Here is a 22,474-nt window from a genome sequence, read left to right as displayed (position 1 = left end):
GCCACCCGCCCACAACCGCAACACAGCACACCACCACAACCGCACGGCACGACCGGCCGGGGCCATCCCGGCCGGTCGGTGCCCCGAGTGCGCCCGAAAACACCCGAAGGGAGCCGGCCATTATGACCACCGCACCACCCCAGCCGACCGTCACCACGGCCTCGGCCCCAGAGACCAGCCCAGCCGCCTCGCCTGGTGACTTCCCCGAACGGTTCCTCGCCGGTCTCATCGATCTGGCAGCCGCTGACCGCAAGCACATCATTCTGCCCGAAGGCGACGATGCGCGCGTGCTCACCGCTGCCGCACGGATCGCCGAGCGCGACTTCTGCGACCTCACGATCCTCGGTGAGCGCGAGGCGATCGCGGCACTGGCCGGCGAACACGACATCGCCCTCGACCTCGACCGCGTGCGCACCCTCGACCTGTCAGCGGCAGAGAACCAGGAGCTGGCAGGCGAACTGGCCTCCGGTTACTACGCGGCCCGCAAGCACAAGGGCATCAGCGAAGCCGAGGCCGCCGAACGCGTGGCCGCCCCGGCCTATGCCGCGACGATGCTCGTCGAACTCGGCCACGCCGACGGGTTCGTCTCCGGTGCCCGGCACACGACCGCCGAGACGATCCGCCCGGCACTCGAGGTCATCGGCACCCGCGAAGGGGTCGCCTCAGTGTCCTCGGTGTTCCTCATGCTCTTCGGCCACGGCGCGCTCGTGTTCGGCGACTGCGCCGTCAACCCGCAGCCCGGCCCGGATCAGCTGGCTGAGATCGCCGCCGAATCGGCGGCCACCGCACGCAGCTTCGGCCTCGAGCCCAAGGTGGCGATGCTCAGCTACGCGACCGGCGCCTCGGGCGCGGGCGAGGCCGTCGACGCCGTGAGCGAGGCGACCGCTGCAGTGCGCCGGGCCCACCCGGACCTGCCGGTCGTCGGGCCGATCCAGTACGACGCCGCCGTCCACCCCGACATCGCCGCGCAGAAGCTGCCCGGCGACGAGGTCGCCGGCCAGGCCAATGTGCTCATCTTCCCCAGCCTGGAAGCCGGCAACATCACCTACAAGGCCGTCCAGCAGTCCTCCGGTGCCGTCGCTGTCGGCCCGGTCCTGCAGGGGTTGGCCAAGGCGGTCAACGACCTCTCGCGCGGCTGCACGGTCGAGGACATCGTCACGACCGTCGCCGTCACCGCCGTCCAAGCCCAGCACGCCGCAGGGTAAGGCGTCAGAATCCAGGGTCCCGCGGTGTGGAGTCAGGCCGCTGGAAGTCGATGGTAGCGTGGTCGTCCATGCTCATTGCGGCAAGGAACGACTCACTGCTCTGCCGCGTCAGACGCCGGTAGTCGTCAATGCTGAGCAGGACGTAAGCCGGCCTGCCGTCATCGGTCACCGTGACCGGCTCGAGTCCTGTAGCACGCATCGCAGCGCGGACGTCTGCGCTGAAATCCTGATCCGAGATCGCGGCCACGGTTTCCTCCTTCCACACGTCTGGCTTCAATTCTCCATCGGGTGCCGGCGGCATGGAAGCCCAGTCCGCATCCGGCTTCTGCGGGCCGATGCGCGCGCACCTGCGTCCTCAGCGTCGCCACCCGTTCGTCTCACGCTCATGTCTTTGTCAGCCGACGCCTGTAGCCTGAGGAGTGTAGCAGCTCGTTCACCAGCTGACACTTGAGCGCCCGGTCTGCGCCGGCCGGAGCGCCGCAACGCAGATTGCGAGAGCCCCGTTAACTCCACAGCACTGAGAGTCGCGATCGTCGGGGGAGGCCCCAGGGGCCTCTACGCCCTGGAAAGCCTGTCGGCAGCTGTGCGCGACCACCCAGCTGCCGGCCAGCGGCACCTCCATGTCGACATCTACGAACAGGACACCCCAGGTGCCGGGCGCATCTGGCGCACCGACCAGCCCAGCTGCTTCGTCCTCAACGTCACCTCGGCGATCGTCAGCGTCTGGCCGGCCTCCCGCGCCGCCGCCAGCAAGGCCCGCAAGTCCTTCTCCGCCTGGGCTGAGGTCCACGCCCCCGAACACCGCCTCGACCCGTTCCCGCCGCGCGCGGCCGTCGGCGCCTACCTCGCCTGGGCGTTCGAGACCGTCATCGCCGAGCTGCCCGAAACGATGACCGTCACCGTCGTGCCCGCACGGGTGCGCCGCCTGTGCCGTGCCGGTGACGGCTGGCACGTCCACGCCGGGCCCGAGGTACGGGAACCGTATGACGAGGTGCTGCTGGCCACCGGCCACGCCCGCCGCCACAGCCGGGCGCTGACCACCCGCGAGGTCCACGATGAGACCCGCACGCTCAGCCACGACGACTACTCGACCGTCGCCCGCATCTCACCCGGTCAGCGGGTGCTCACCAGCGGGGCGGCGCTGACGTTCATCGACTTCGCGCTCATGGTCACCGAGAACCGCTGCGGGCACTTCGAGCGCAACGTCGTCACCGGCGACCTCATCTACCGCGCCTGCGGAGCAGAGCCGGTGCTGCTGCCGACCTGCCTGTCCGGCCGCTTCTACAACGCCAAACCGCCGAGCATCTACATCCCCGCCGACGGCGGCCAGCAGCAGGCCGACCTCGACGAGCTCACCGGCCACCACGCCGCCGCACTCGCCGAGGACGCGAGCCCCCGCGATGTCGCTGCCGCGCTGCGCCACCTGGCTGCCGACATCCTCATCGGCCGGGCCGGTGCCTGGCAGGAGCCTGCCAGCGCCGAGGTGGTCGCTGCGGTCGACCAGACCGCCGAGTCCGGCTGGGGTCCGGGTCTGGCGACCTCGGCGAAGGCCGCCTTGGAGCGTTCGGTGCTCATCGCCCGCGGGCTGCAAGCCCCCGATGCCGAGTGCGCCCTAGGCCAGGCCTGGACGGGCCTGCTGCCCCGCATCCGCCAGGTGCTGTCCTTCCGCGCCCACGATCCACAGCAGTGGGAGGAGTTCCTGGCGCTGAGCACGAAGCTCATGCGCTTTGCCGAGGGCCCGCCGCTGGTGAACGCCGAGAAGCTGCTCGCCCTCATCCGCGCCGGGGTCATCGACCTGGAGATGATGAGCCCGGGCCCGGGGGAGAAGGACGCGCACATGTTCGGCCACCCGGACCTGCATGTGCTCGCCGTGCTTGCCCCGCCGGGTGCCGTGCATGCCCGCACCGAGGTCATCGACTCGCTCATCGCCGAGGGGATCGTCGCCAAGCCGGCCGTCCAGCGCGGCATCCAGGTCACCGGTTCCCTCCAGCTTGTCGGCGCCGACGGCCAGCCGGTGCCCGGGCTCTCGGCGATCGGCCGGGCGACAGAGGACTGGACGATCGGCAACGACTCCCTCAACCGGGCCGTCCTGCCCGAACCCGAGGTGTGGGCCGCCCGGATCGTCGCCAGCCTGGGCTGAGGCGGCCACCGCCTCGGGAACGGGACCGCCGCCTCGGATCCGGAGCCGCTGCCCCGGGAGGGGAGCACCGCCTCGGGAGCGGATGCGCCAGCGCGGCCGCAGCGGCGGCCAGTAGGATGGAGCGGTGAACTTCTTCACCTTCATCCCCGTCGAACCGGGATGGCCGTTGTGGGTGATCATCGCGCTCATCACCGTCGACTTCGTCATCCGCGTCGTTGCGTTGGGTGCAGTCCCCTACCGCCGCAAACCGTCGGTGGCCCTCGGCTGGCTGCTGGCGATCTTCCTCATCCCCTATATCGGGCTGCTGGCATTCTGGATGTTCGGATCCTCGAAGCTGCCGCGCAAGCGCCGGGAGATGCAGACGGAGATCAACCGGCTCATCAAGCATGAGACCGGCGGCCAGTCGATCCTCGGCCGCGACGACCACCTGCCCGAGCCGCTGGCCACGGCCGCGCAGCTGAACTACTCGCTCGGTGCCCTGCCGATGGTCCACGGCAATGAGTTCACCCTCGAAGGCGACAACCACCAGTGCATGCTCGATATGGCCCGCGAGGTCGACCAGGCCCAGAAGTACGTGCACTTCGAGTTCTACATCGTCGCCATCGACGACGCCTCCCGCCCGCTGCTCGATGCGCTGCTGCGCGCCCATGCGCGCGGGGTGACGGTGCGTATTCTCATCGACCATGTCGGCTCGCTCGGCTACCCCGGCTACTCCGATCTCGTCAAGGAGCTCGACGCCTCGGGAGTGCCGTGGCGGCGCAGCCTGCCGCTGCGGCCGTGGAAGGGCGAATACCAGCGCCCGGACCTGCGCAATCACCGCAAGATCCTCGTCATCGACGGTGAGATCGCCTACACCGGCAGCCAGAACGTCATCCACCGCTCGTACAACAAGCGCACGAACCTGCGCAAGGGATTCCAGTGGAAGGACCTGTCGGTGCGCTGCACCGGCCCGGTCGTCGCCGAGCTCAACGCCGTGTTCGCCTCCGACTGGTACTCCGAGACTGAGGTCATCCTGTTCGAGGAGTTCGACACCGAACTCGACCCGGTCTACGAGGGCGGGGCGATGGCTCAGGTGGTGCCCAGCGGCCCGGGCTTCGACCTGGAGAACAACCTGCGGCTGTTCAACCACCTCATCTACAACGCCAATGAGCAGATCGTCATCTGCTCGCCGTACTTCGTGCCCGATGAGTCGCTCATGCACGCACTTGTCACCGAGGCCCACTCCGGGGTCGACGTGCGCATCTACGTCGGGGCCACCAGCGATCACTGGGTGACGCAGAAGGCACAGGAGTCCTACTACGCCGACCTGCTCGACGCCGGCGTGCAGATCTTCCAGTACCACGAGCCGACCGTGCTGCACTCGAAGTTCCTGCTCATCGACGACGAGGTCACGATCATCGGCTCGTCGAACATGGACGCGAGGTCCTTTGCGATGAACCTCGAAGTCTCGCTGTTCCTCGTCGACCGCGGCTTTACGCAGGCGATGTACGACCTGGAGGCCGCCGACTACCGGGCCAACAGCGTCAAGGTCGACCGGCAGGAGTGGATGGAGCGCTCGACGGGCCAGAAGTACCTGGAGAACGTCTGCCGGCTGACGAGCTCGCTGCTGTGAGGGGCGGGTGCGAGCTGGGGCTGGGGGCAGGGCCGGCTCTAGACGCCAGCTTTCTGGCAGTGTGTGCGTTCAGTGCAATATCGAGACGTCTGATTTTTGCAGTCAGCGACTATCAAACCCCCGATTCATAGTCGTTGAGTGCAATATCGACGAGCGCGGATTTTGCACTGAACGCGCTCGGCGCGGTGAGGCCAGCTTCTGCCGGGCCCAGCCGCCCGCCATTGGGCCGGCCCCAGAGAGTAGCCGACTCGGGCAACGACCGGCCCTTGTCGGCAGCCACCCAGCCAGCGCCCACCCCAGGCAACGCAAATGCGCGCCGGCATCTGCCGGCGCGCATTCACTACAGCTGGAGTGTCGAGTCAGGAATCAGCGCTTCGGGTTGCCGCCCTCAGACAGCGGATCCTGCGACGGATCGGCGACAGCGTCGTTGAGAACGACCGGATCCTCGACAGCGCCGGCGTTCTTCGCATCCTTCTCAGCCTGCGACGAAGCCTTGTCGGCTGCTTTCTGGGCATCCTTCTCAGCCTTCTTCTGCTGCACATTCGACTTCACGTCGTCGGCCTTGGCCTGTGCGGCACCCGCAGCCGAGGTGGCGGCGGACTGGACCTTGCCGGCAACCTCAGGAGCCTTGTCCTTGACCATCTCGGCGACCTCGGGGGCCTTCTCCTTGACGGTGTCGGTTGCCTGCTGGACGCCCTCCTGGACGCGTGGGTTCTGCCAGAATTCTTCGACCTGGGTCTTGAGGCGCTCGTAGCTCTGGCGGCCGGCGCGCGAACCGAGAACGAAACCGATGCCAATTCCAACGAGCAGAGTCAGACGCTTCTTCATAATCCCCTCCTGTGGGAGTCGATTCCAGCAAGCCACATTGTCTCCCGCGCGGGCGGGTATGACTGGCTGAGGCTGTTACCCACATCATATACCGGCAGGCCGTGCTGTCACGATGCGATTTCCCAGGTGGGATGAGCTGTCCTCACCTGCGGGCGGTCACGGCAGGGGCCGCGGCGCCTCGGGGTCGGCTACCGGCTCGTCATCGGTCTCTCCGCGACTGCGCCACAGGGCATGGGCCTTGCGGCGCATGCGGGCCTGGATCCGGGCATCGGAGACGATCCGGCGGGTGTCGCGCGGGGGCACCTGGAGGACGTCATCGGCGCGGATCCCGTCGCGCAGCTGGCGGGCGCGTTCGACCTCGGCGTCGAAGTGCACGCCGAACAGCAGCGCCATATTCGACAGCCACACCCAGAACAGCGCGATGAGCACGCCGGCCAGCGAACCGTAGGTCGACTCGAACCCGCCGAACACGACCGCGTAGAGGTAGATGCCAACGCTCAAGAGCACCCAGGCGACCAGCGCGATGAGCGCACCGAGGGACGACAGGGTGACGTGTGCGCGCTTGACGTTGCTCGTGGCGATGTAGAGCAGCGTGGTGATGAGCAGGACGAACAGGGCCGCCAGCGGCAGCCGCACCCACGCCCACACAGCGACGAACTGCTCACCGAGGCCGAAGGGCAGGATGATGCTCGGCGAGCTCACCAGGCTGAGCACCGCAGCGACGGTGAGCAGGATGACGACGATGGTGACGAGGAAGGTCTGCAGGCGCTGCTTCCAGGCCGGCCGGCCCTCGGTCATCGCGTAGATCTCGTTGACGGCATGGCCGAAGGCGTTGACGAACTTCGAGGCCGACCACATCGCCACGAGGATGCCGATGACGAAGAACGGCCCACCGGCCGGTGACTTCGCCAGATCCTGCAGCGGCTCCTCCAGCTGCGTAACGTTCTCACCGGCCCCGGCCTGCTGCGCCCAGTTCAGCACCTTCGACACGGTGTCCGGGCCTTCGCCGAAGACGTTGAGGATCGACAGGATCGCGGTGAGTGCTGGCAGCAGGGCGAGCAGGAAGTAGAACGACAGCGTTGCCGCCGTATCGGTGCGCCGGCTGCGGGCGAACGACATGATCGTCCGCTCCCACACATAGCGCCACGCCGCTGGAGACAGGTTCTTCTTCCGGGTCACACTCCGAGTCTACGGCAGGGCGCCCTGACCTGCGCAGCAGCTACAGTGACGACCATGCACGTCCTCTGCCTCGACCTCGGCACCAGCACCCTCAAGGCCGCGCTCATCGACACGACCGGCCGCACGCTCGCCTCCGCGCAGACTGCGATCGACACCCGCCACTGCGGTGAGGATGGGCAGCTGACCGGGGCGATCGAGCAGTCGCCGGCCCAGTGGTGGCAGGCCGTCGCCGATGCGGTGGGCGCCTTGCGCACGGATGGTCACCTGGATGCAGACGGGAGCCTGCCGGCTGCCATTGCGCTCACCGGCCAGATGCAGGACCTCGTGCCCATCACCTCCAGCCCGGCAGGGGCGGAGGGGCTTCGGGTCATCCTCTACTCCGACACCCGCGCCACCGCTGAACTCGCCGAGCTGCGCGCAGCCGATTCCGACTGGGAAGCCAGGCTGCTGACCACACCGGGCCCGGACTGCCTGCCGGCCAAGATCGCCTGGCTCACCGGCCACCACCCAGAAGCTCACATCGACGCGCTGGCTCTCAGCGCGGCCGGGTTCCTCGGATGGAAGCTCACCGGGCGCCTCACCTGCGACCGGCTGAGCGCCTCGACCACGTCGCTCTACGACGCGGCAGCCGATGCCTGGATGCTGCCGCGCCCAATCACCGAATCCCCCGCAGCGGCCTGGCGCCTGCCCGCGCTCGTCGACCCAGGCACCATCGGCACGCTGACCCCGGCAGCCGCCGGACACCTCGGGTTCGGCCCGGAGGCGGCCTGCATCCCGGTCGTCACCGGTCTCGGCGATGCCGGGGCTGCAAGCGACGGGATCATCGGCAGCACACCCGGTGCCGCCTACGCCTACCTCGGCACCTCCGGCTGGATCGCCCACATCGACCCGCAGACCCCGCGCCCGCTTGCAGGCTCCACCTCGGACTTCCACCGGCTCGTCCACCCGGCCGGGACGCTGGCGATCGCCGCGATGGTCAACGCCGGCTCCACCCTGACCTGGGGCAGGCGCGTGCTGCTCGGCATCAGCGCCGGAGACGAGCACACGCCTGCTGCCCACGCCGCTGCCGAGGCGGCGCTGACCGAGGCGCTCGCAGCCGGCCGGTGGCAGGATCTCACCTGCGATCCCGCGCTCGCCGGTGAGCGCACCCCGGCACTCGGGACCGCGGTCTCGACCGGGGCGCTGACCGGCATCCAGCCGGCCACCACCGCAGCCGACCTCTACGCAGGCCTGGCCGCCGGCATCGCCGCCAACCTCGGACGGCTCTGCGCTGCCCTCGGCACCGACCCTCACGCTCCGCTGCCAGTCACCGGCGGACTGACCGTTTCACCCGGGATCCGGCAGATCCTCGCAACCGTCCTCGACCGGCCGATCGTGCCGGTCGCCGAGGCCGATGCCGGGCTGCGCTCGTGTGAGCGGGTGGCATGGGAGGCGCTTGGCATCGAGCACACGATCACCCCGCTCGGTGCCACTGCCTGACTGGCCAAGGGCATGCCAAAGGGCAGGTGCCGCGCGGCACCTGCCCTTTCGCATGTGAGCCTGCAGCCAGCCGAGGCCGGCGGCAGGTCACATCACTTGCGTGCGTTGATCGCGTCGGTGGCCTGCGGCAGCACCGAGAAGAGGTCGCCGACCACGCCGAAGTCGGCGAGTTCGAAGATCGGAGCCTCTTCGTCCTTGTTGATCGCGACGATGTTCTTCGAGGTTTGCATGCCGGCCCGGTGCTGGATCGCACCAGAGATGCCGCAGGCGACGTAGAGCTGCGGCGAGACCGTCTTACCGGTCTGGCCGACCTGCGCCGAGTGCGGGTACCAATCGGCATCGACGGCGGCACGCGAGGCGCCGACGGCAGCGCCGAGAGCATCGGCCAGGGCCTCGACCGGGGCGAAGTCGCCGCCGGTGCCGCGACCACCGGAGACCACCGTGGCGGCCTCGGTCAGCTGCGGACGGCCGGAGGCCGGCTTCTCCTCAGTGGCGGTGATGCGGGCGGTCTTGGCGGCATCGCTCGGGGCGAAGCTGACCGACTCGACAGCAGCCGCGCCCTGGGAAGGCTCAGCGGCAACCGAGTTCGGCTTGATCGCGACGATCGGGGTGCCGCGGGTGACCTTCGACTCGACGGTGTAGCCGCCGGCGAACACCGACTGGGTGGCGACGAAGCCCTCAGCCACGCCGACGGCGTCGGTCAGGATGCCCGAACCGGTCTTGATGGCTGCCAGGCCTGCGATCTCCTTGCCTTCAGCACTGGCCGGGACGAGGACACCAGCCGGCTGACGGGTGGAGATGAGCTCGGCGAGCAGCTCGGCCTTCGGGCCGACGAGGAACTCATCGTATGCCGGGTCCGAGGCGACGAGCACCTTCTCGGCGCCGTATTCGCCGAGCTTGGCGGCAGCGGCCTCGCCCTTGGCGGCATCGCCGATGAACAGTGCAGTCGGCTCACCGAGTGCCTTGGCGGCGGTGAGGAGTTCGAAGGTGGACTTGCGCACGTCGCCGTCCACATGGTCTACGAGAACGAGAACTTCAGACATAAGTGTGTATTCGCTTCCTCTGCGTTCAGATAGTGGATCAGACGAGCTTCTTCGAGGCCAGCCACTCGACGAGCTGGTTGCCGCCCTCGCCTTCGTCGGTGATGACCTCACCGGCGGTGCGCGGCGGACGCTCGGTCAGCGTGACGACTTCGGTGGTGGCACCAGCAGTGCCGACCTCGCCGGCGTCGAGGCCGAGCTCTTCGATGTCGTACTCGTCCAGCGGCTTGCGCTTGGCGGCCATGATGCCCTTGAACGACGGGTAGCGCGGCTCGTTGATCTGGTCGGTCACCGACACGAGAGCCGGCAGCGGCACCTCGACGTACTGCGAGGCGGTGTCACCGTCGCGGCGGATCTTGGCGACTCCGCCGGAGACCTCCAGGTGCGAGGCCTGGGTGGCAGCCGGGCGGCCGAGCAGCTCGGCGACCATGACCGGCACGACCGACATCGCGCCGTCAGTCGAGGACAGGCCGGTGATGATGAGGTCGACCGGGCCCTCTTCCTCTTCGACGACCTTGACGGCGGCGGCCAGAGTCTTGGCGGTGCCGACAGCGCAGGAGGCTTCGAGGCTGTCGTCGCAGATGTGGACGCCCTTGTTCGCGCCCATCTGGAGGGACTTGCGCACAGCGTCGACGGCATCGTCGGGTCCGACGGTCAGGGCGATGACCTCCGTGCCCTTCTTGTCACCGTCAGCGATCTTGAGAGCTTCTTCAACAGCGTATTCGTCGAGCTCCGACAGCAGGCCGTCGACCGAGCGGTCGACGGTGTTGTCCGACTCGAAGGTACGGTCACCGGCAGCATCCGGGACGTACTTGACAAAAGTGACAATCCGCATGTGGGTAGTTCATCCTTCCTGAGAACCGAGGATCACCCTCGAAACAGGGCGTCGTTTCTCTAACGTTACCAAGTGGCGTCCGTCTCACTTCACAGCGGTGGGGCTGTTCGCCGGGGCCTGGTCCGACTCCCCTGCCCAGTGACGTGGGCCACTGTTGAGGGTGAGCCTATCCGAGTCTGGGATGTGGCGTGCAGTCGGGTGCGAACGCGGCGACTTATCGCTCGTTCAGTGCCAGTATCTCATGTCACATTCGCCGCACCCAAACCTGCCCCTGCCCACTGGCCGGACAGCACGGTCACCTGCTGTGACGCCCGTTCCCGAGGTGGTGGTCGCCGGTCCCGAGGCGCCGGTCACCGGTCCCGAGGACGTGGTCGCCCACGTGCGTGTGCCCAGTCGGCAGTCGGTCAGGCTTCGATGCGTTCGACGATCGCGGCCAGTCCCTGCCCGCCGCCGATGCACATGGTCTCCAATCCGTAGCGGGCCTGCCGGCGGTCCATCTCCCGCAGCAGAGTCGCCAGAATCCTCGCACCGGTCGCCCCGACCGGGTGGCCGAGTGAGATGCCGGAGCCGTTGACATTGACGCGCTCGAGGTCGCCCCTTCCGAAGCCCCATTCGCGGGTGCAGGCCAGCGCCTGGGCGGCGAAGGCCTCATTCAGCTCGATGAGATCAATATCGGCAAGTGTCAGCCCGGCCCGCTCGAGAGCCTGCGCGGTCGCCGGCACCGGGCCGATGCCCATCGTAGCCGGATCCACCCCGGCCACTGCCCACGACACGATCTTGGCCAGCGGTTTGAGCCCGAGCTTCTCGGCCTTCGAGGCAGTGGTGACAAGACAGGCGGCGGCGCCGTCGTTCTGTCCGGAGGCGTTGCCGGCAGTCACGGTCGCGGCCTCATCGAGCTTCGCGCGGATCGGGGTGAGCTTCGCGAGCTTCTCGACACTGGCGTCCGGGCGGATGTGCTCATCGGTGGTGACCTCGTAGGCTGCGGTCTTGCGGGTCGCCGGCATCTGGATCGGCACGATCTCATCGGCAAACCGTCCGGCCTCGGTCGCCGCGGCTGCCCGCCGGTGGGATTCGACGGCGAACGCGTCCTGCTCCTCACGGCTGATCTCATAGATGCGGCGCAGATTCTCCGCCGTTTCGATCATCCCGCCGGGCACCGGGTGGTCCTTGCCGCCTGCGGTCACGCGCCCACGGGCGAGGCTGTCCTTGAGATCGATGCCGGGCCCGCGCACACCCCACCGGATCTCCTCGTTGAAGTACGGCGCGCGGCTCATCGACTCGGCCCCGCCGGCGATGACGACCTCAGCACCACCAGCGGCGATCATGCCCATCGCGTCGATGACCGCCTGCAGGCCGGAACCGCAGCGCCGGTCGAGCTGCCGTCCCGGCACGCTCGTCGGCAGTCCGGCATCGAGCGCAACGACGCGGCCGAGGGCGGGCGCTTCCATATGCGGGAAGCACTGGCCGAACACGACATCGTCGATGACGCTGGGGTCGATGCCGGTGCGCTCGACGAGCGCGACGACGACCTGCCGGCCGAGCTCCTGCGGAGGGGTGGTCTTGAACTGGCCGCCGTAGCCTCCGACGGGGGAGCGCAGCGGTTCGCAGATGACGATGGGCTCGGACACAGGTTCTCCTTCGACGGTGACATGGCTCATAGTAGTCCCCGCCGCGGACACCGGGCCCGAGGCGGTTGATGCCTCAGTCGGTCTCGGCGCTTTCCGGAGTGTCTGGGGGAGTGTAGAACCAGCGCTTGAGCAGGAACAGCACGAGCAGCCCGAGGATGACGGCGAGGATGCCGGTGAGGGCTGCATCGAGCGGATCGAATCCGGCCACGGTCATGCCGGGCAGCCCATAGCCGATGACGATGAGACACACGAGGCCGAAACCCAGACTCTGACTGCCGATGAACGGCAGGGCCGCCAGCCTGTCACCTCGGGACCGGAACACAACCGCCACGACGGCCGCCGCCACAGCAGCGCCGGCCAGCCACAGCCACCAGGAGGCAGTAACGTCGTCGCCGCGCAATAGGCGTTTGACCACCTCGGCGCCGGCCCCGCACGCGGCGGCGATGCAGACGCTGAGCAGCACCGTCATGAGCTTCGACGGCTGGACGGCAGCGGGCATGCGGGTCGCTCGCTTCCGATCAGGCAGGCGGGGGTGTGGTGGCAGGCTGACAGCCGCGGCCGTGAACCGCCTGCCGGGCGCCAGCATAGACTTGCTACCGTGGCTGTGAGCAACAGCACGGCGAGGGCCGCGGACGCACAGCAGCCGCGGCAGGAGGGCGAGGGGCATGAGCGCACCGCATGAGGACAACCGCAGCATTGACCAGGCGATGACGCGCACCGGAACCGGACCGCTGGCCGGCATCGTCGTCGCCGACTTCTCCCGCGTGCTCGCAGGCCCCTACGCCACCATGATGCTCGCCGACCTCGGCGCGACCGTCATCAAGGTCGAAAGCCCCGGCGGCGACGACACCCGTGCCTGGAAGCCGCCGATCCGCGAAGACGACGCCACCTACTACCTGTCGGCCAACCGCAACAAGTTCGACGTCGTCCTCGACTTCAAGGACCCCGACGATCTCGCGCTCGCCCACGAACTCGCCCGCCGCGCCGATGTGCTCGTCGAGAACTTCAAACCCGGCGGACTTGCGAAGTACGGACTCGACTACGACGCCGTCGTGCAGACCAACCCGGCGGTCATCTACGCCTCGGTCACCGGCTTCGGCCCGCAGAACCCGCAGCCCGGCTACGACCTCCTCGTCCAGGGACTCTCGGGCTTCATGAGCCTCACCGGCGAAGCCGACGGCAAACCGTACCGGGCCGGCGTCGCGATCTTCGACGTCATCACCGGCCTGCACACCACTATCGGCATCCTCGCGGCGCTGCGGCATCGCAGCCAGACCGGGGAGGGTCAGAAGGTCGACACGAACCTGCTGTCCTCAGCCCTCTCAGGCCTGGCGAACCAGACGAGCGCCTATGTCGCCGGCGGTGTCGTGCCGCACCGCATGGGCAACGAGCACCCGAGCCTGTACCCGTACCAGCCGATGCCCACCGGCGATGGTGAGCTCATCGTCGCCGTCGGCAACAACCGGCAGTTCGAGATCCTGTGCACCGTCATCGACCGCCGCGAGCTGCTCGACGACCCGCGGTTTGCCCACAACGCTGACCGCAACCACAACCGGCGTGAGCTCGAGCCGCTTCTCATCGAAGCGCTGTCAGCGAAGTCCGCGCAGGAATGGTTCACGCTGCTCAGTGACGCCGGTCTGCCGTGCGCGCCGATCAACACGATCGAACAGGGCGTCCAGCTCGCCGCCGAGCTCGGTCTCGAACCCGTCGTCAACGCCGGCTCCGGCGACCGCGTCATCCCGACGGTGAAGAACCCGATCACGCTTTCGGCCACCCCGGTCAGCTACGACCTCGCCCCGCCGGCCCTCGGCGCCGACTCCGAGGCCATCCGCGCCTGGCTGCAGCATCCAGCCGACCGGCAGGCAGACTCTCAGTAACACGCTCACCGGCCCACCGCCTCGGGCACGGACCGTTCCCGAGGCGGTGGGCCGGTGGCCTACTCGCACGCATGGGCGGGGCGGCCGGTTTGGTGTCGCGGACGTGACAGTGTGCGCACATGACAGCGGCACCCTGCCGGGATCCGATGCAGGTGCACCGTCACCTGGAAGGGTGCCGTGTTCTGATCGCTCACCCGATCGCTGACTGCTCAGCCGGCCGGGCGGTCGGGGTGGTGCTGAAGCTCAGCAGGTACAGCTCAGCGCAGCGGGCGTCCGTCCGCGTCGGGACCCGGGCCGTCAACCCCGCGTCCGTCCACGCCGCGTCCATCGACGCCGCGTCCGGCAGCATCGCGGCCTTCAGCGCCGTCAATGTCGATCTGCTCCTTGCGGACCTCACCGCCGACGGTCTCCTTGTCCTCGACGACGCGCTTGCCGACGTTGACCTTCTCCGTTGCCACGGTCTCCTTGTCGACAACCGGGCGCTCCTCGCGCAACGTCACCGTCTCATCGACAGCACCGCGATCGGCGTCGATTCCGCCGCCCTTGCGGGCTTCGGGGGAGTTCGGGTCGATCGACTCGCGCTCGACGACGAGCTCCTCGCGCTGCACCGGAACCTCAACCTGCTGGTTCTCGGTGACGACGTGCTTGCGCAGGCGCACCTTGCCGGTCTCGACCTGCTCCTTGCCGACGTTGAGGCGCTCCTCATGGGCGACGACCTGCTGCTGGTCACCAGCAGCAGCACGGTCGTGGTCGCGCACGCCGTCACGATCGAGATCGTGCTTGCCGTGGCGATCATGGTCGCGGTCGTGTCCGGCTGCACCGGCGACTCCACCGGCAGCGCCGGCCACACCGGCGTCACGGACGCCGTCGCGGTCGGCATCATGCTTGCCGTGGCGGTCGTGGTCGCGCACGCCATCGCGGTCGCGGTCACGGCCGGTGCCGGAATCGAGCTGGTAGTAGCGGAAGATCTCTTCCTCTTCCTCCGGCGTCAGGCTGCCGTCAGCGGCGATGTTCGGTGCGTCCTTGACGAAGGACTTCTCGAACGGAGCGACGAGGTTGTCGCCGTCACGCGAGACGCTCTGGTAGGGAACGAAAGTCTCGTTCATGCCGAAGAGACCGGTGTTGACGGTCACGAATGCTGGTTCATTGGTCTGGTCATCGAGGTAGACCTCCCCGATGCTGCCGATTTTGCTTCCGGTCTGATCGTAGAGATCGGATCCGCGAAGTCGGTCGATGTCGATGTTTTCCATGCTGAACTCCTGTGTTGTGACGTTTCACCGTCGAGGAACCCTTCCCCAACGGGTGGTGCCTATCAGCACTGAAGTGCTGTATCCGGAGTGACATCGGATGAGTTCACGCTAACACCTCACTCACCTCGGCAACAGTCCTTGTTCGTTAGCGCTCCCTCAGACTTTTAACCGGCAGGTCTCCCTGCGGCGGGCCGCGAGGCACTGTGCATCGTATTCAGCAAGAATGGAACGGTGATTGACAAGTACACGAGCACCGATCGGCTGCGTGGTTCCGACGACCCGCTCATCCGCGAGGCGCCCGAATTCGTGCAGCGCCATGAACGCCTGCTGCCGGGCTGGAAGCTGCTCGGGAAGATCGGCCAGGTCCTCGGCCGCTGGTTCGGCCCCTACACCGCGCTCATCCTCTTCACCAGCATCGGCCTGGGCATCATGCTCGGCTGCGTGGCCATCGCCGAAGAGATCTACGAAAGCCTCGACAACCCGCGTGACGGCATCACCGCCATCGACCGGCCGATCCTGCACAGGATGCAGGAGCTGCGCACACCGGCACTCAACCGCGCGGTCACCGTCTTCACCAACCTCGGCGACATCGTCGGGATGACCGTCATCGCGTTCATCATCACCGGCATCCTCACGATCGTCTACCGGCGCCGCACACCGCTGCTGCTCATGCTCATCACCGCCCTGGGCTCGGTCGCGTTCACGGTGCTCGGCAAGAACCTCATCGGCCGTCCGCGCCCAGCGCATGCCGATGCGGTTCCGCCGTATGAAGGCGGGTTCTCCTTTCCCAGCGGCCACTCGCTCAACTCCCTGGCGCTGTACGGCATGATCGCCTACCTGGTGCTCATCCTCATCCGCCAGTGGTGGCTGAAGATCCTCATCGTCCTCGGCTGCCTGGCCTTCGCCGCCTGCATGGGGCTCAGCCGCATCTATCTCGGCCAGCACTGGACGACCGATGTGCTCACCGCCTGGCTCGTCGCGATCGCCTGGATCACCGTCGTCATCACCGGCCACCGCATCTTCCTCGCCGTCGCAGCCGCCCGCAGTCGCCGGCAGCCTGGTGCCGACGGCCGCGCCGCTGGCTGAGATGCCCGTGCTCGCCTCTCACCGCTGCCGAGGCGGTGTCTGGATGGCATGAGACGCTGAGAGTATGACATCTTCCCGCCAGCAGACACCCCCACCTGTTGTGCGCGCCGCCGGTCTCCGGGCGCGATCCCACACGCTGCTCGTTGCCGCTCTGGCAGCCGCCGGGGTGGTCTTCGCTGCTCTGTCGCTCATCGAGGCCATCTTTCGCAGCGGCCTGCCGGAGGCGGCCGCGCTCATCAGCAGCCTCATCTTCGAGCTGCTGCCTCCGCTCATGGCAGCGGGCGCGGTGGCGCTGCTGTCTCGGCGCACCGAGTGGGAGTGGATCGCAGCGGCTGTCATCACCGTCTATGCGGTCATCTGGACGGCCATGCTCGTGTTGGAGAGCCCGCTCTGGTCAGGGGGCTTCACCCTGGCTGGCCTGGGCAACTACTACTATCCGCTCGTCTTCGGTCTGCCCCCGCTGCTCATCGCCATCGCGCTCTGGGTGCTCGGCCTCGCGATCCGGGCGTTCCTCTCCGGCCGGCACACCAACCGCACCACGGAGCCTGCAGCCGGTGACGATGATGAGCCCGAAGTGACGGCAGGTTCCGACACCAGCAGCATCGAGGCAGCCAGCGCAGACGGCCCCCGTGATGACGACCCGGCTGAGGCTGACAGTGCGGCGTCCGTGCGGCTGCTCGGCACGAGCATGCTCATCGGCGCGCTCGCCTACAGCGTGGTGTGCGCAGGCTCGCTCCTGGCCGCTGACAGAACGGAGACGAAGACGGTGATGATGTGCGTGTTCGCCATCGCACTGCCGGGGATCCTCGCGGCCATCCTGCTGTGGACGCTCAAGCCGGCGACCGCCCAGCCGGGTCTGGCGGCGCTGCTGTCGATGCTGGTGTTCGCGGTCCCGGGTGTCGTCGCCGGCAGGCTGTTCGACGCCTCGGTATTCATGCTGCCGTTGAGCCTGGCGGGGTGTGCCCTCGGGCTTGTGACGTGGTGGGTGCTCTCAGCGGTGCTGCGAGTGCCGCATCCGGCGCTGCCGCAGCCACCGCCTCGGGCACGGTTCAGTAGTACACGGCAAGCGGACCGCGCGGGCCGTCGATGACGTCGACGGGGGTGTCGAAGACATCGGAGAGCACTTCGGGGCGCATGATCTCAGCCGGGGTGCCGAAGTAGCAGACCTGCCCGTCTTTGACCGCGCAGATCCGCTTGGCGTAGTGGGCGGCGAAGTTGATGTCGTGCAGCACGATGACGACGGTGCGGCCGAGCTCCTCGGCGGCGCGTTCGAGGTGCTGCATCATCTGCACCGAATGGCGCATGTCGAGGTTGTTCAGCGGCTCATCGAGGAGCACATAGTCGGTGTCCTGCGCCAGGACCATCGCGACGTAGGCGCGCTGCCGCTGCCCGCCGGAGAGTTCATCGAGGTACCGGCCCTCCAGCGGCCCGAGGCCCAAGAAGTCGATCGAGCGGGTGATGATCGCATCATCGGCGGCGGTCAGCCGGCCCTGCGAGTAGGGGAACCGGCCGAAGCCCACAAGCTGGCGGACGGTGAGCCGGGTGACGAAGTGGTTCTCCTGCCGCAGGATCGAGACGATCTTCGCCAGATCTTTCGACTTCGTCGTCGCGACGTCGTAGCCGGCGATCTCGATCGCGCCCTCGTCCATGCCCATGAGCCGGCCGATCATCGTCAGCAGCGTCGACTTGCCGGCTCCGTTGGGCCCGACGAGGGCGGTGACGCCGCCGGCGGGGATCTGCAGGTCGACCGGGCCGATCGAGACCTCGGCCGAGTAACTCTTGCGGACAGCGGAGAGGGTGATCACAGGCGGCCCTTTCGCAGGACGTAGAGCAGGAAGAACGAACCGCCGACGACCTCGATGATGATGCCCACGGCCCCCTCGGCATAGAACAGGTGCTTGAGCGCGAAGTACGCCCCGGCCAGCACCGCCACACCCGTGATCCAGGCGAGCGGGAACACATACCGGTGGTCGTGAGTGTCGGCGAGCTGGTAAGCCAGCATCGCGACGAGGAACCCGAAGAACGTCATCGGCCCGATGAGGGCGGTCGAGATCGCCATGAGCACGGAGACGAGCAGCAGCACGATGATGTTGTAGGCCCGCTGGTTGAGCCCGAGGTTAACGGCCGTGTCATGGCCGAGGGCGAGCACGTTGAGCTTGGGTGCCAGCAGCCAGAGTGCGCCACCGGCTACAGCGACGATGGGGGCGGCGATCCACAGATGGCTGGCCTCGGCGTTGGAGATCGAGCCGATGAGCCGAGCGGTGAGCAGATCGAACTCACCAGGGGTCATGAGCCGCTGCATGAACGTCGACAGCGAGCCGAGCCCAGCACCCAGGATGATGCCGATGAGCAGCATGATCTGCATGTTCGCGTAGCGGCCCGAGAGCAGCCAGCCGTAGAGGAACGCAGCGAAGACGACCATGGTCCCGACGGTGGTGAGGAACATGCTCGTCGACCCGGCCGCGACGATGCCGGCTGTGCCGAAGAAGAACACCATCGAGGTGTGGATGAGCGTGTACAGCGACTCGAAGCCCATGATCGAGGGCGTGATGATCCGGTTGTGGGTCACCGTCTGGAAGGCCACGGTCGCCATCGCCTGGCAGAAGGCGACGATGATGATGATGGCGATGTTCGTCGAGCGCAGGTTGGCGATGAGCCAGAAGCCCTCGGAGCCGACCGGCATCGGGTTGTCCCAGGCCAGCAGCGCGAAGCAGGCGGCCAGGGCGAAGACGCCCATCCCGGCCAGGATCGCGAAGTAGCGCACCCGAGCAGCCCGCGTCGGCAGGGCGCCCTGGTGGCGGGTGTCTGGCGCCGGTGCTGGCGTATGAGTGCGTGCGCTGGTGGTCCGGGCTGCAGCACCCGAGGCGGCGGTGGCGGTCTCGTCTGCCGTGCCCGAGGCGGTGCCGGCGGTGGCCTGGGTGCCGGTGGTGGGGGTGGCGCCGGCGGTGGGGGTGGCGCCGCTGACGTCGGGCAGGGTGGACGGGCCGAGCTGGCCGGCTTGGCGGGCCAGCGAGGCCGGGTCGGTGTAGGTCGCTTCGTACAGGTCAGCCATTCCGGCGCCTCCGCAGCAGCAGGGTGATGAAGACCGCTGCACCGACGACAGCGAGGATGAGCGAGACGGGGATCTCGAAGGGGGCGACAATCGTGCGGCCGATGATGTCGCAGACGGTGACGATCGCAATGCCGAGCAGGCACACCCACGGCAGGTTCGAGCGCAGGTCGTCGCCGCGGAACAGGGAGACGATGTTGGGCACGATGAGGCCGATGAACGGCAGGTTGCCGACGACGACGGTGACGATGCCGGTGGCGATCGCGATGAGCCCGGTGCCCAGCAGCAGCACCTGGTTGTAGTTCAGGCCGACGTTCGTGGCGATCTCCTGGCCGAGGCCGGCGACGGTGAACCGGTCGGCGACGATGAATACCGCGATGACGACGATGAGCACGAACCACAGCGGTTCGTACTGGCCGCGCAGCACCGCGGTGAAGGAGCCGGCGAACCAGATGCCGACGGTCTGCAGCAGGTCGTTCTGCAGGGCCAGGAAGGTCGAGACCGCGCCGACGACGGCGCCGAGCATGAGCCCGATGATCGGCACGATGAGCGAGGACTTCAGTGTCACCCGGCGCAGGAAGGCGAAGAAGATGAGGGTGCCGATGAATGCGGTGATGATCGCCACACTCATGGTGACGATGAGCGGAGCGCCGGGGAAGGCGATGAAGGCCAGCAGCAGACCCAGGCCCGCCCATTCGGTGGTGCCGGTCGTCGTCGGCTCGACGAACCGGTTCTGCGTCAGCAGCTGCATGACGAGACCGGACATTGCCATCGCCGCTCCGGCGAGCACCAAGGCGATGGTGCGCGGGACGCGGGTGATGGCGAACATCTCCGAGCCGTCTTCGGCGCCGAAGATGTCGTAGACGCCGATGAACAGCGAGGAGGCGACCAGCGCTGCGGTGAGAAGCACGCCGATGAGCAGCGGCCACGAGAACAGGCGCGACGATGCACTTGTGCCGGCCACCGCCTCGGGCGCGGCCGCCGCAGGCGCCCCGGCGGATCCAGGTGCCCCGGCGGACGTGCCGGCGGATCCGAGCACGTCGGCAGCGGCACCGTGAGCTGGTGCGTGTGCCTGGTGGCGTTCGTGGATGCTCATCGTCTCAATCGGTTGGGATCAGGTGGACCGCCGGCGGCGCGGAGCAGGCCCGCACCGCCGGCGCGGTGTCACTGGGAGTTCTCCATTGCGTCGGCGAGGTCGTTGAAGAAGGTGGTGTACGTCTGGATGCCCTCGGCAAGGTAGGTGTCCTTGGGCATGTAGACGATGTTGCCGTTCTTCACGGCGTTAACGTTCTTGAGCGCCTGGGACTCCTCGATGATGCTCTGGGCAGGCTTCGCATCGTCTTCGACTGCGGTGTCGCGGTCCATCACGAGCAGCCAGTCCGGATTCGAGTCGGCGATCGCCTCCACGGAGATATCGTCACCGGTGTGGTCATCCGATGCGCCCTCCGGAGCCTCGATCGAGGGGGTCAGGTCGAGGATGTCGAACACCGGGCCGAGCGTGCGGCCGACCTTCGGTGCGGAGTAGTTGATGTCGCCGCCGGAGGTGATGACGCCCATGACCTTGTCGTCGGAGTTGTAGGCCTCCTTCACCCGCTCGATCGAGGCATCGAAGTCCTCGTTGAGCTGCTTGGCCTCCTCCTGCTTGCCGAACACCTCGCCGAGCACCTCGGTCTGGCGCTTGAGCTCAGCGTCGAGGGGCTGGTCGTCGCGCGGATCGAGGTTGAGGATCGTGGCATCCGGGGCCAGCTTGGCGAGATCCTCCTGGTACTGGGCGAAGCGCTGACCGTTGATGATGAGATCCGGCTGGGCTTCGACGACGGCTTCGAGGTTGGGCTCGCGGTGGTTGCCGAGGTCGATGACATCCTCGTTCTGGGTGTAGGAGACGCTCTCGGGCATGAGGGCCACGGCGCCGGCCTTGAGCTCCACGCCCCAGTCATCAAGAGTCTGGAAGGTGCGGTTGTCGGTGGCGACGACGCTCGTGGGCGGCGTGGCGATCTCGTGGGTGCCGTTGTTGTCTTCGACGGTCACGGTCGCGGAGTTCTCAGGGGTTTCCTCCGCCGAGGTGCCGGTGCCTGAACCGCAGGCGCTGAGGGTGAGTGCGACGGCTGAGAGAGCAGCGACGGCGCTCAGGCGGCGATGCATGATCCGCATCAGGTAGGGCTCCTTTCGAGTGCGCGCAGCCAGTGGACTTCACCGGTGACGCGCGGGGACGTAGTGGTGTGGCTCCAGCAGCCGGGAACTCCCGACTGCTTAGGTGAGCCACACTAAGGCTACGCTCACCCATTTACGAAACGGAAACGTGTCCAAAGTTCGTTAGGCTAATGTTACCTAACTCCCCCGGCGGTTCGCATGCTTGCAGGGCGCTTTGTGACGCGAAGCACATCAGGCTGATCGCCGGCAGCGCGAACGCCCGGCTGAGGCGGACTCGACCGGGCGTTCGCAGGAAGGGTCAGCAGGCAGCTGGCTGAGGGGTCTGGGTCAGACGCCGCCGCACAGTGTCATGCCGCCGTCGAGGGTCAGGATCTGGCCGGTGATCCAGCCGGCCTCGTCGGAGAGCAGGAAGGCTGCGGCTGCTGCGATGTCCTCAGGAGTGCCGAGCCGCTTGAGCGGATAGGCCGCGGCCACACCCTCCTCATCATGGGCGTAGAGCTTCTCGGCAAACCGGGTCTTGACGACGGCCGGGGCTACGCCGTTGACGCGGATGTTCGGGCCGAGCTCCATGGCCAGCTGGCGGGTGATGTGCACGAGCATCGCCTTGGACGATCCGTAGAAGCCGATGCCCTCGGGCTGGCCGAGGCCTGCGACCGAGGCAACGTTGAGCACCGCGCCGCCACGCTCGGCCAGCGATGCAGCGTAGACCTTCTGGGTCCAGGAGAGTGCGGAGATGTCGTTGACCTCGAAGATCTTGCGGGCGGCATCGAGGTCGAGGTCGATCATCGGGCCGTAGACGGGATTGATGCCGGTGTTGTTGACGAGGATGTCGACCGGGCCGAAGGCCTCGGTCGTCTTGGCGATCGCCTCATCCTGGTGCTCGGGGCGATCGGCTTTGCCGGCGACGCAGATCGCCTTGTCCGGCCCGCCGAGCTTCTCGGCTGCCTCGGCGAGTGCCTCCTCACCGCGGGCGGTGATGCACACCCGTGCTCCTTCGGCGACGAGGCGTTCGGCGATGCCGAAGCCGATGCCGCGCGATGCGCCCGTGACGATCGCAGTCTTCCCCGTGAAACGCTGGCTCATGGTGCCTCCCGGCAGATCGCTTGAATACTTGC

The 22,474-nt window shown here is 67.7% G+C and carries 20 protein-coding genes; 7 read left to right on the top strand and 13 right to left on the bottom strand.

What is annotated here, in order from left to right; genetic code table 11:
• The first annotated feature begins 122 nt into the window (after window positions 1-122).
• Window positions 123-1,205 (top strand): phosphate acetyltransferase, encoded by a 1,083-nt coding sequence (gene pta / locus B4E96_RS11350; RefSeq protein ID WP_349680658.1) that lies wholly within the window; start codon window positions 123-125, stop codon window positions 1,203-1,205.
• A gap of 4 nt (window positions 1,206-1,209) precedes the next feature.
• On the opposite strand, the gene B4E96_RS11345 is transcribed toward pta, so the two are convergent.
• Window positions 1,210-1,452 carry a type II toxin-antitoxin system Phd/YefM family antitoxin gene (locus B4E96_RS11345; protein WP_286957622.1) on the bottom strand — a complete coding sequence of 81 codons (243 nt, stop codon included), beginning with the start codon at window positions 1,450-1,452 and terminating at the stop codon, window positions 1,210-1,212.
• Window positions 1,453-1,665: 213 nt separating this feature from the next.
• Between B4E96_RS11345 and B4E96_RS11340 the strand changes: the two genes are divergently transcribed.
• Window positions 1,666-3,345, top strand: a complete 1,680-nt coding sequence (locus B4E96_RS11340; protein ID WP_349680660.1) for an FAD/NAD(P)-binding protein — start codon at window positions 1,666-1,668, stop codon at window positions 3,343-3,345.
• 124 nt (window positions 3,346-3,469) lie between these two features.
• Complete coding sequence (cls, locus tag B4E96_RS11335; RefSeq protein ID WP_286957621.1) at window positions 3,470-4,957, top strand: cardiolipin synthase; 1,488 nt, start codon at window positions 3,470-3,472, stop codon at window positions 4,955-4,957.
• A 366-nt stretch (window positions 4,958-5,323) separates the two neighbouring features.
• On the opposite strand, the gene B4E96_RS11330 is transcribed toward cls, so the two are convergent.
• The gene (locus tag B4E96_RS11330) at window positions 5,324-5,785 is read right to left on the bottom strand and encodes a YtxH domain-containing protein (protein ID WP_170273676.1); all 462 of its coding nucleotides are present in this window, start codon (window positions 5,783-5,785) and stop codon (window positions 5,324-5,326) included.
• Between the two features lie 156 nt (window positions 5,786-5,941).
• Complete coding sequence (locus B4E96_RS11325) at window positions 5,942-6,964, bottom strand: YihY/virulence factor BrkB family protein (RefSeq protein ID WP_286957620.1); 1,023 nt, start codon at window positions 6,962-6,964, stop codon at window positions 5,942-5,944.
• Between the two features lie 54 nt (window positions 6,965-7,018).
• On the opposite strand from B4E96_RS11325, the gene B4E96_RS11320 reads away from it, so the two are divergent.
• Complete coding sequence (locus tag B4E96_RS11320; RefSeq protein WP_286957619.1) at window positions 7,019-8,443, top strand: FGGY family carbohydrate kinase; 1,425 nt, start codon at window positions 7,019-7,021, stop codon at window positions 8,441-8,443.
• 92 nt (window positions 8,444-8,535) lie between these two features.
• On the opposite strand, the gene B4E96_RS11315 is transcribed toward B4E96_RS11320, so the two are convergent.
• The 4 genes from B4E96_RS11315 to B4E96_RS11300 form a co-directional block, all read right to left on the bottom strand.
• Window positions 8,536-9,486 carry an electron transfer flavoprotein subunit alpha/FixB family protein gene (locus B4E96_RS11315; protein WP_170273673.1) on the bottom strand — a complete coding sequence of 317 codons (951 nt, stop codon included), beginning with the start codon at window positions 9,484-9,486 and terminating at the stop codon, window positions 8,536-8,538.
• A gap of 37 nt (window positions 9,487-9,523) precedes the next feature.
• Window positions 9,524-10,318 (bottom strand): electron transfer flavoprotein subunit beta/FixA family protein, encoded by a 795-nt coding sequence (locus B4E96_RS11310; RefSeq protein ID WP_102163073.1) that lies wholly within the window; start codon window positions 10,316-10,318, stop codon window positions 9,524-9,526.
• A 404-nt stretch (window positions 10,319-10,722) separates the two neighbouring features.
• Window positions 10,723-11,946: an acetyl-CoA C-acetyltransferase gene (locus B4E96_RS11305; protein WP_286957617.1), complete on the bottom strand. Its 1,224-nt coding sequence runs from the start codon at window positions 11,944-11,946 to the stop codon at window positions 10,723-10,725.
• A 73-nt stretch (window positions 11,947-12,019) separates the two neighbouring features.
• On the bottom strand, window positions 12,020-12,445 hold the full coding sequence (locus B4E96_RS11300; RefSeq protein WP_102163075.1) for a hypothetical protein: 426 nt from the start codon (window positions 12,443-12,445) through the stop codon (window positions 12,020-12,022).
• Between the two features lie 166 nt (window positions 12,446-12,611).
• Here B4E96_RS11300 and B4E96_RS11295 point away from each other — a divergent pair, with 166 nt between their 5' ends.
• Complete coding sequence (locus tag B4E96_RS11295; protein ID WP_286957616.1) at window positions 12,612-13,823, top strand: CaiB/BaiF CoA transferase family protein; 1,212 nt, start codon at window positions 12,612-12,614, stop codon at window positions 13,821-13,823.
• 257 nt (window positions 13,824-14,080) lie between these two features.
• On the opposite strand, the gene B4E96_RS11290 is transcribed toward B4E96_RS11295, so the two are convergent.
• Complete coding sequence (locus B4E96_RS11290; RefSeq protein ID WP_286957615.1) at window positions 14,081-15,073, bottom strand: PRC and DUF2382 domain-containing protein; 993 nt, start codon at window positions 15,071-15,073, stop codon at window positions 14,081-14,083.
• Window positions 15,074-15,304: 231 nt separating this feature from the next.
• Between B4E96_RS11290 and B4E96_RS11285 the strand changes: the two genes are divergently transcribed.
• Together B4E96_RS11285 and B4E96_RS11280 are read left to right on the top strand one after the other, a co-directional pair.
• The gene (locus B4E96_RS11285; protein WP_286957614.1) at window positions 15,305-16,159 is read left to right on the top strand and encodes a phosphatase PAP2 family protein; all 855 of its coding nucleotides are present in this window, start codon (window positions 15,305-15,307) and stop codon (window positions 16,157-16,159) included.
• A 64-nt stretch (window positions 16,160-16,223) separates the two neighbouring features.
• Complete coding sequence (locus B4E96_RS11280; protein ID WP_286957612.1) at window positions 16,224-17,249, top strand: hypothetical protein; 1,026 nt, start codon at window positions 16,224-16,226, stop codon at window positions 17,247-17,249.
• Here the strand turns inward: B4E96_RS11280 and B4E96_RS11275 are convergent.
• The 5 genes from B4E96_RS11275 to B4E96_RS11255 form a co-directional block, all read right to left on the bottom strand.
• Window positions 17,209-17,964 carry an ABC transporter ATP-binding protein gene (locus B4E96_RS11275; RefSeq protein ID WP_259855768.1) on the bottom strand — a complete coding sequence of 252 codons (756 nt, stop codon included), beginning with the start codon at window positions 17,962-17,964 and terminating at the stop codon, window positions 17,209-17,211. The genes B4E96_RS11280 and B4E96_RS11275 overlap by 41 nt on opposite strands.
• Window positions 17,961-19,211, bottom strand: coding sequence for an iron chelate uptake ABC transporter family permease subunit (locus B4E96_RS11270; RefSeq protein WP_286957609.1), 1,251 nt, complete (start codon window positions 19,209-19,211; stop codon window positions 17,961-17,963). Before B4E96_RS11270 ends, B4E96_RS11275 begins: the two co-directional genes overlap by 4 nt.
• On the bottom strand, window positions 19,204-20,304 hold the full coding sequence (locus B4E96_RS11265; protein WP_286957608.1) for an ABC transporter permease: 1,101 nt from the start codon (window positions 20,302-20,304) through the stop codon (window positions 19,204-19,206). The genes B4E96_RS11270 and B4E96_RS11265 overlap by 8 nt, the downstream gene beginning before the upstream one ends.
• Window positions 20,305-20,372: 68 nt before the next feature.
• Complete coding sequence (locus B4E96_RS11260; RefSeq protein ID WP_286957646.1) at window positions 20,373-21,350, bottom strand: siderophore ABC transporter substrate-binding protein; 978 nt, start codon at window positions 21,348-21,350, stop codon at window positions 20,373-20,375.
• Window positions 21,351-21,686: 336 nt separating this feature from the next.
• Window positions 21,687-22,442: an SDR family oxidoreductase gene (locus B4E96_RS11255; RefSeq protein WP_286957607.1), complete on the bottom strand. Its 756-nt coding sequence runs from the start codon at window positions 22,440-22,442 to the stop codon at window positions 21,687-21,689.
• Between the last annotated feature and the right edge of the window lie 32 nt (window positions 22,443-22,474).

Origin of the sequence: Brevibacterium sp. UBA7493 (assembly GCF_002479565.1) — a bacterium.
Taxonomy (GTDB): Bacteria; Actinomycetota; Actinomycetes; order Actinomycetales; family Brevibacteriaceae; genus Brevibacterium; species Brevibacterium luteolum.
This window is presented reverse-complemented; position numbering and strand designations above follow the sequence as displayed.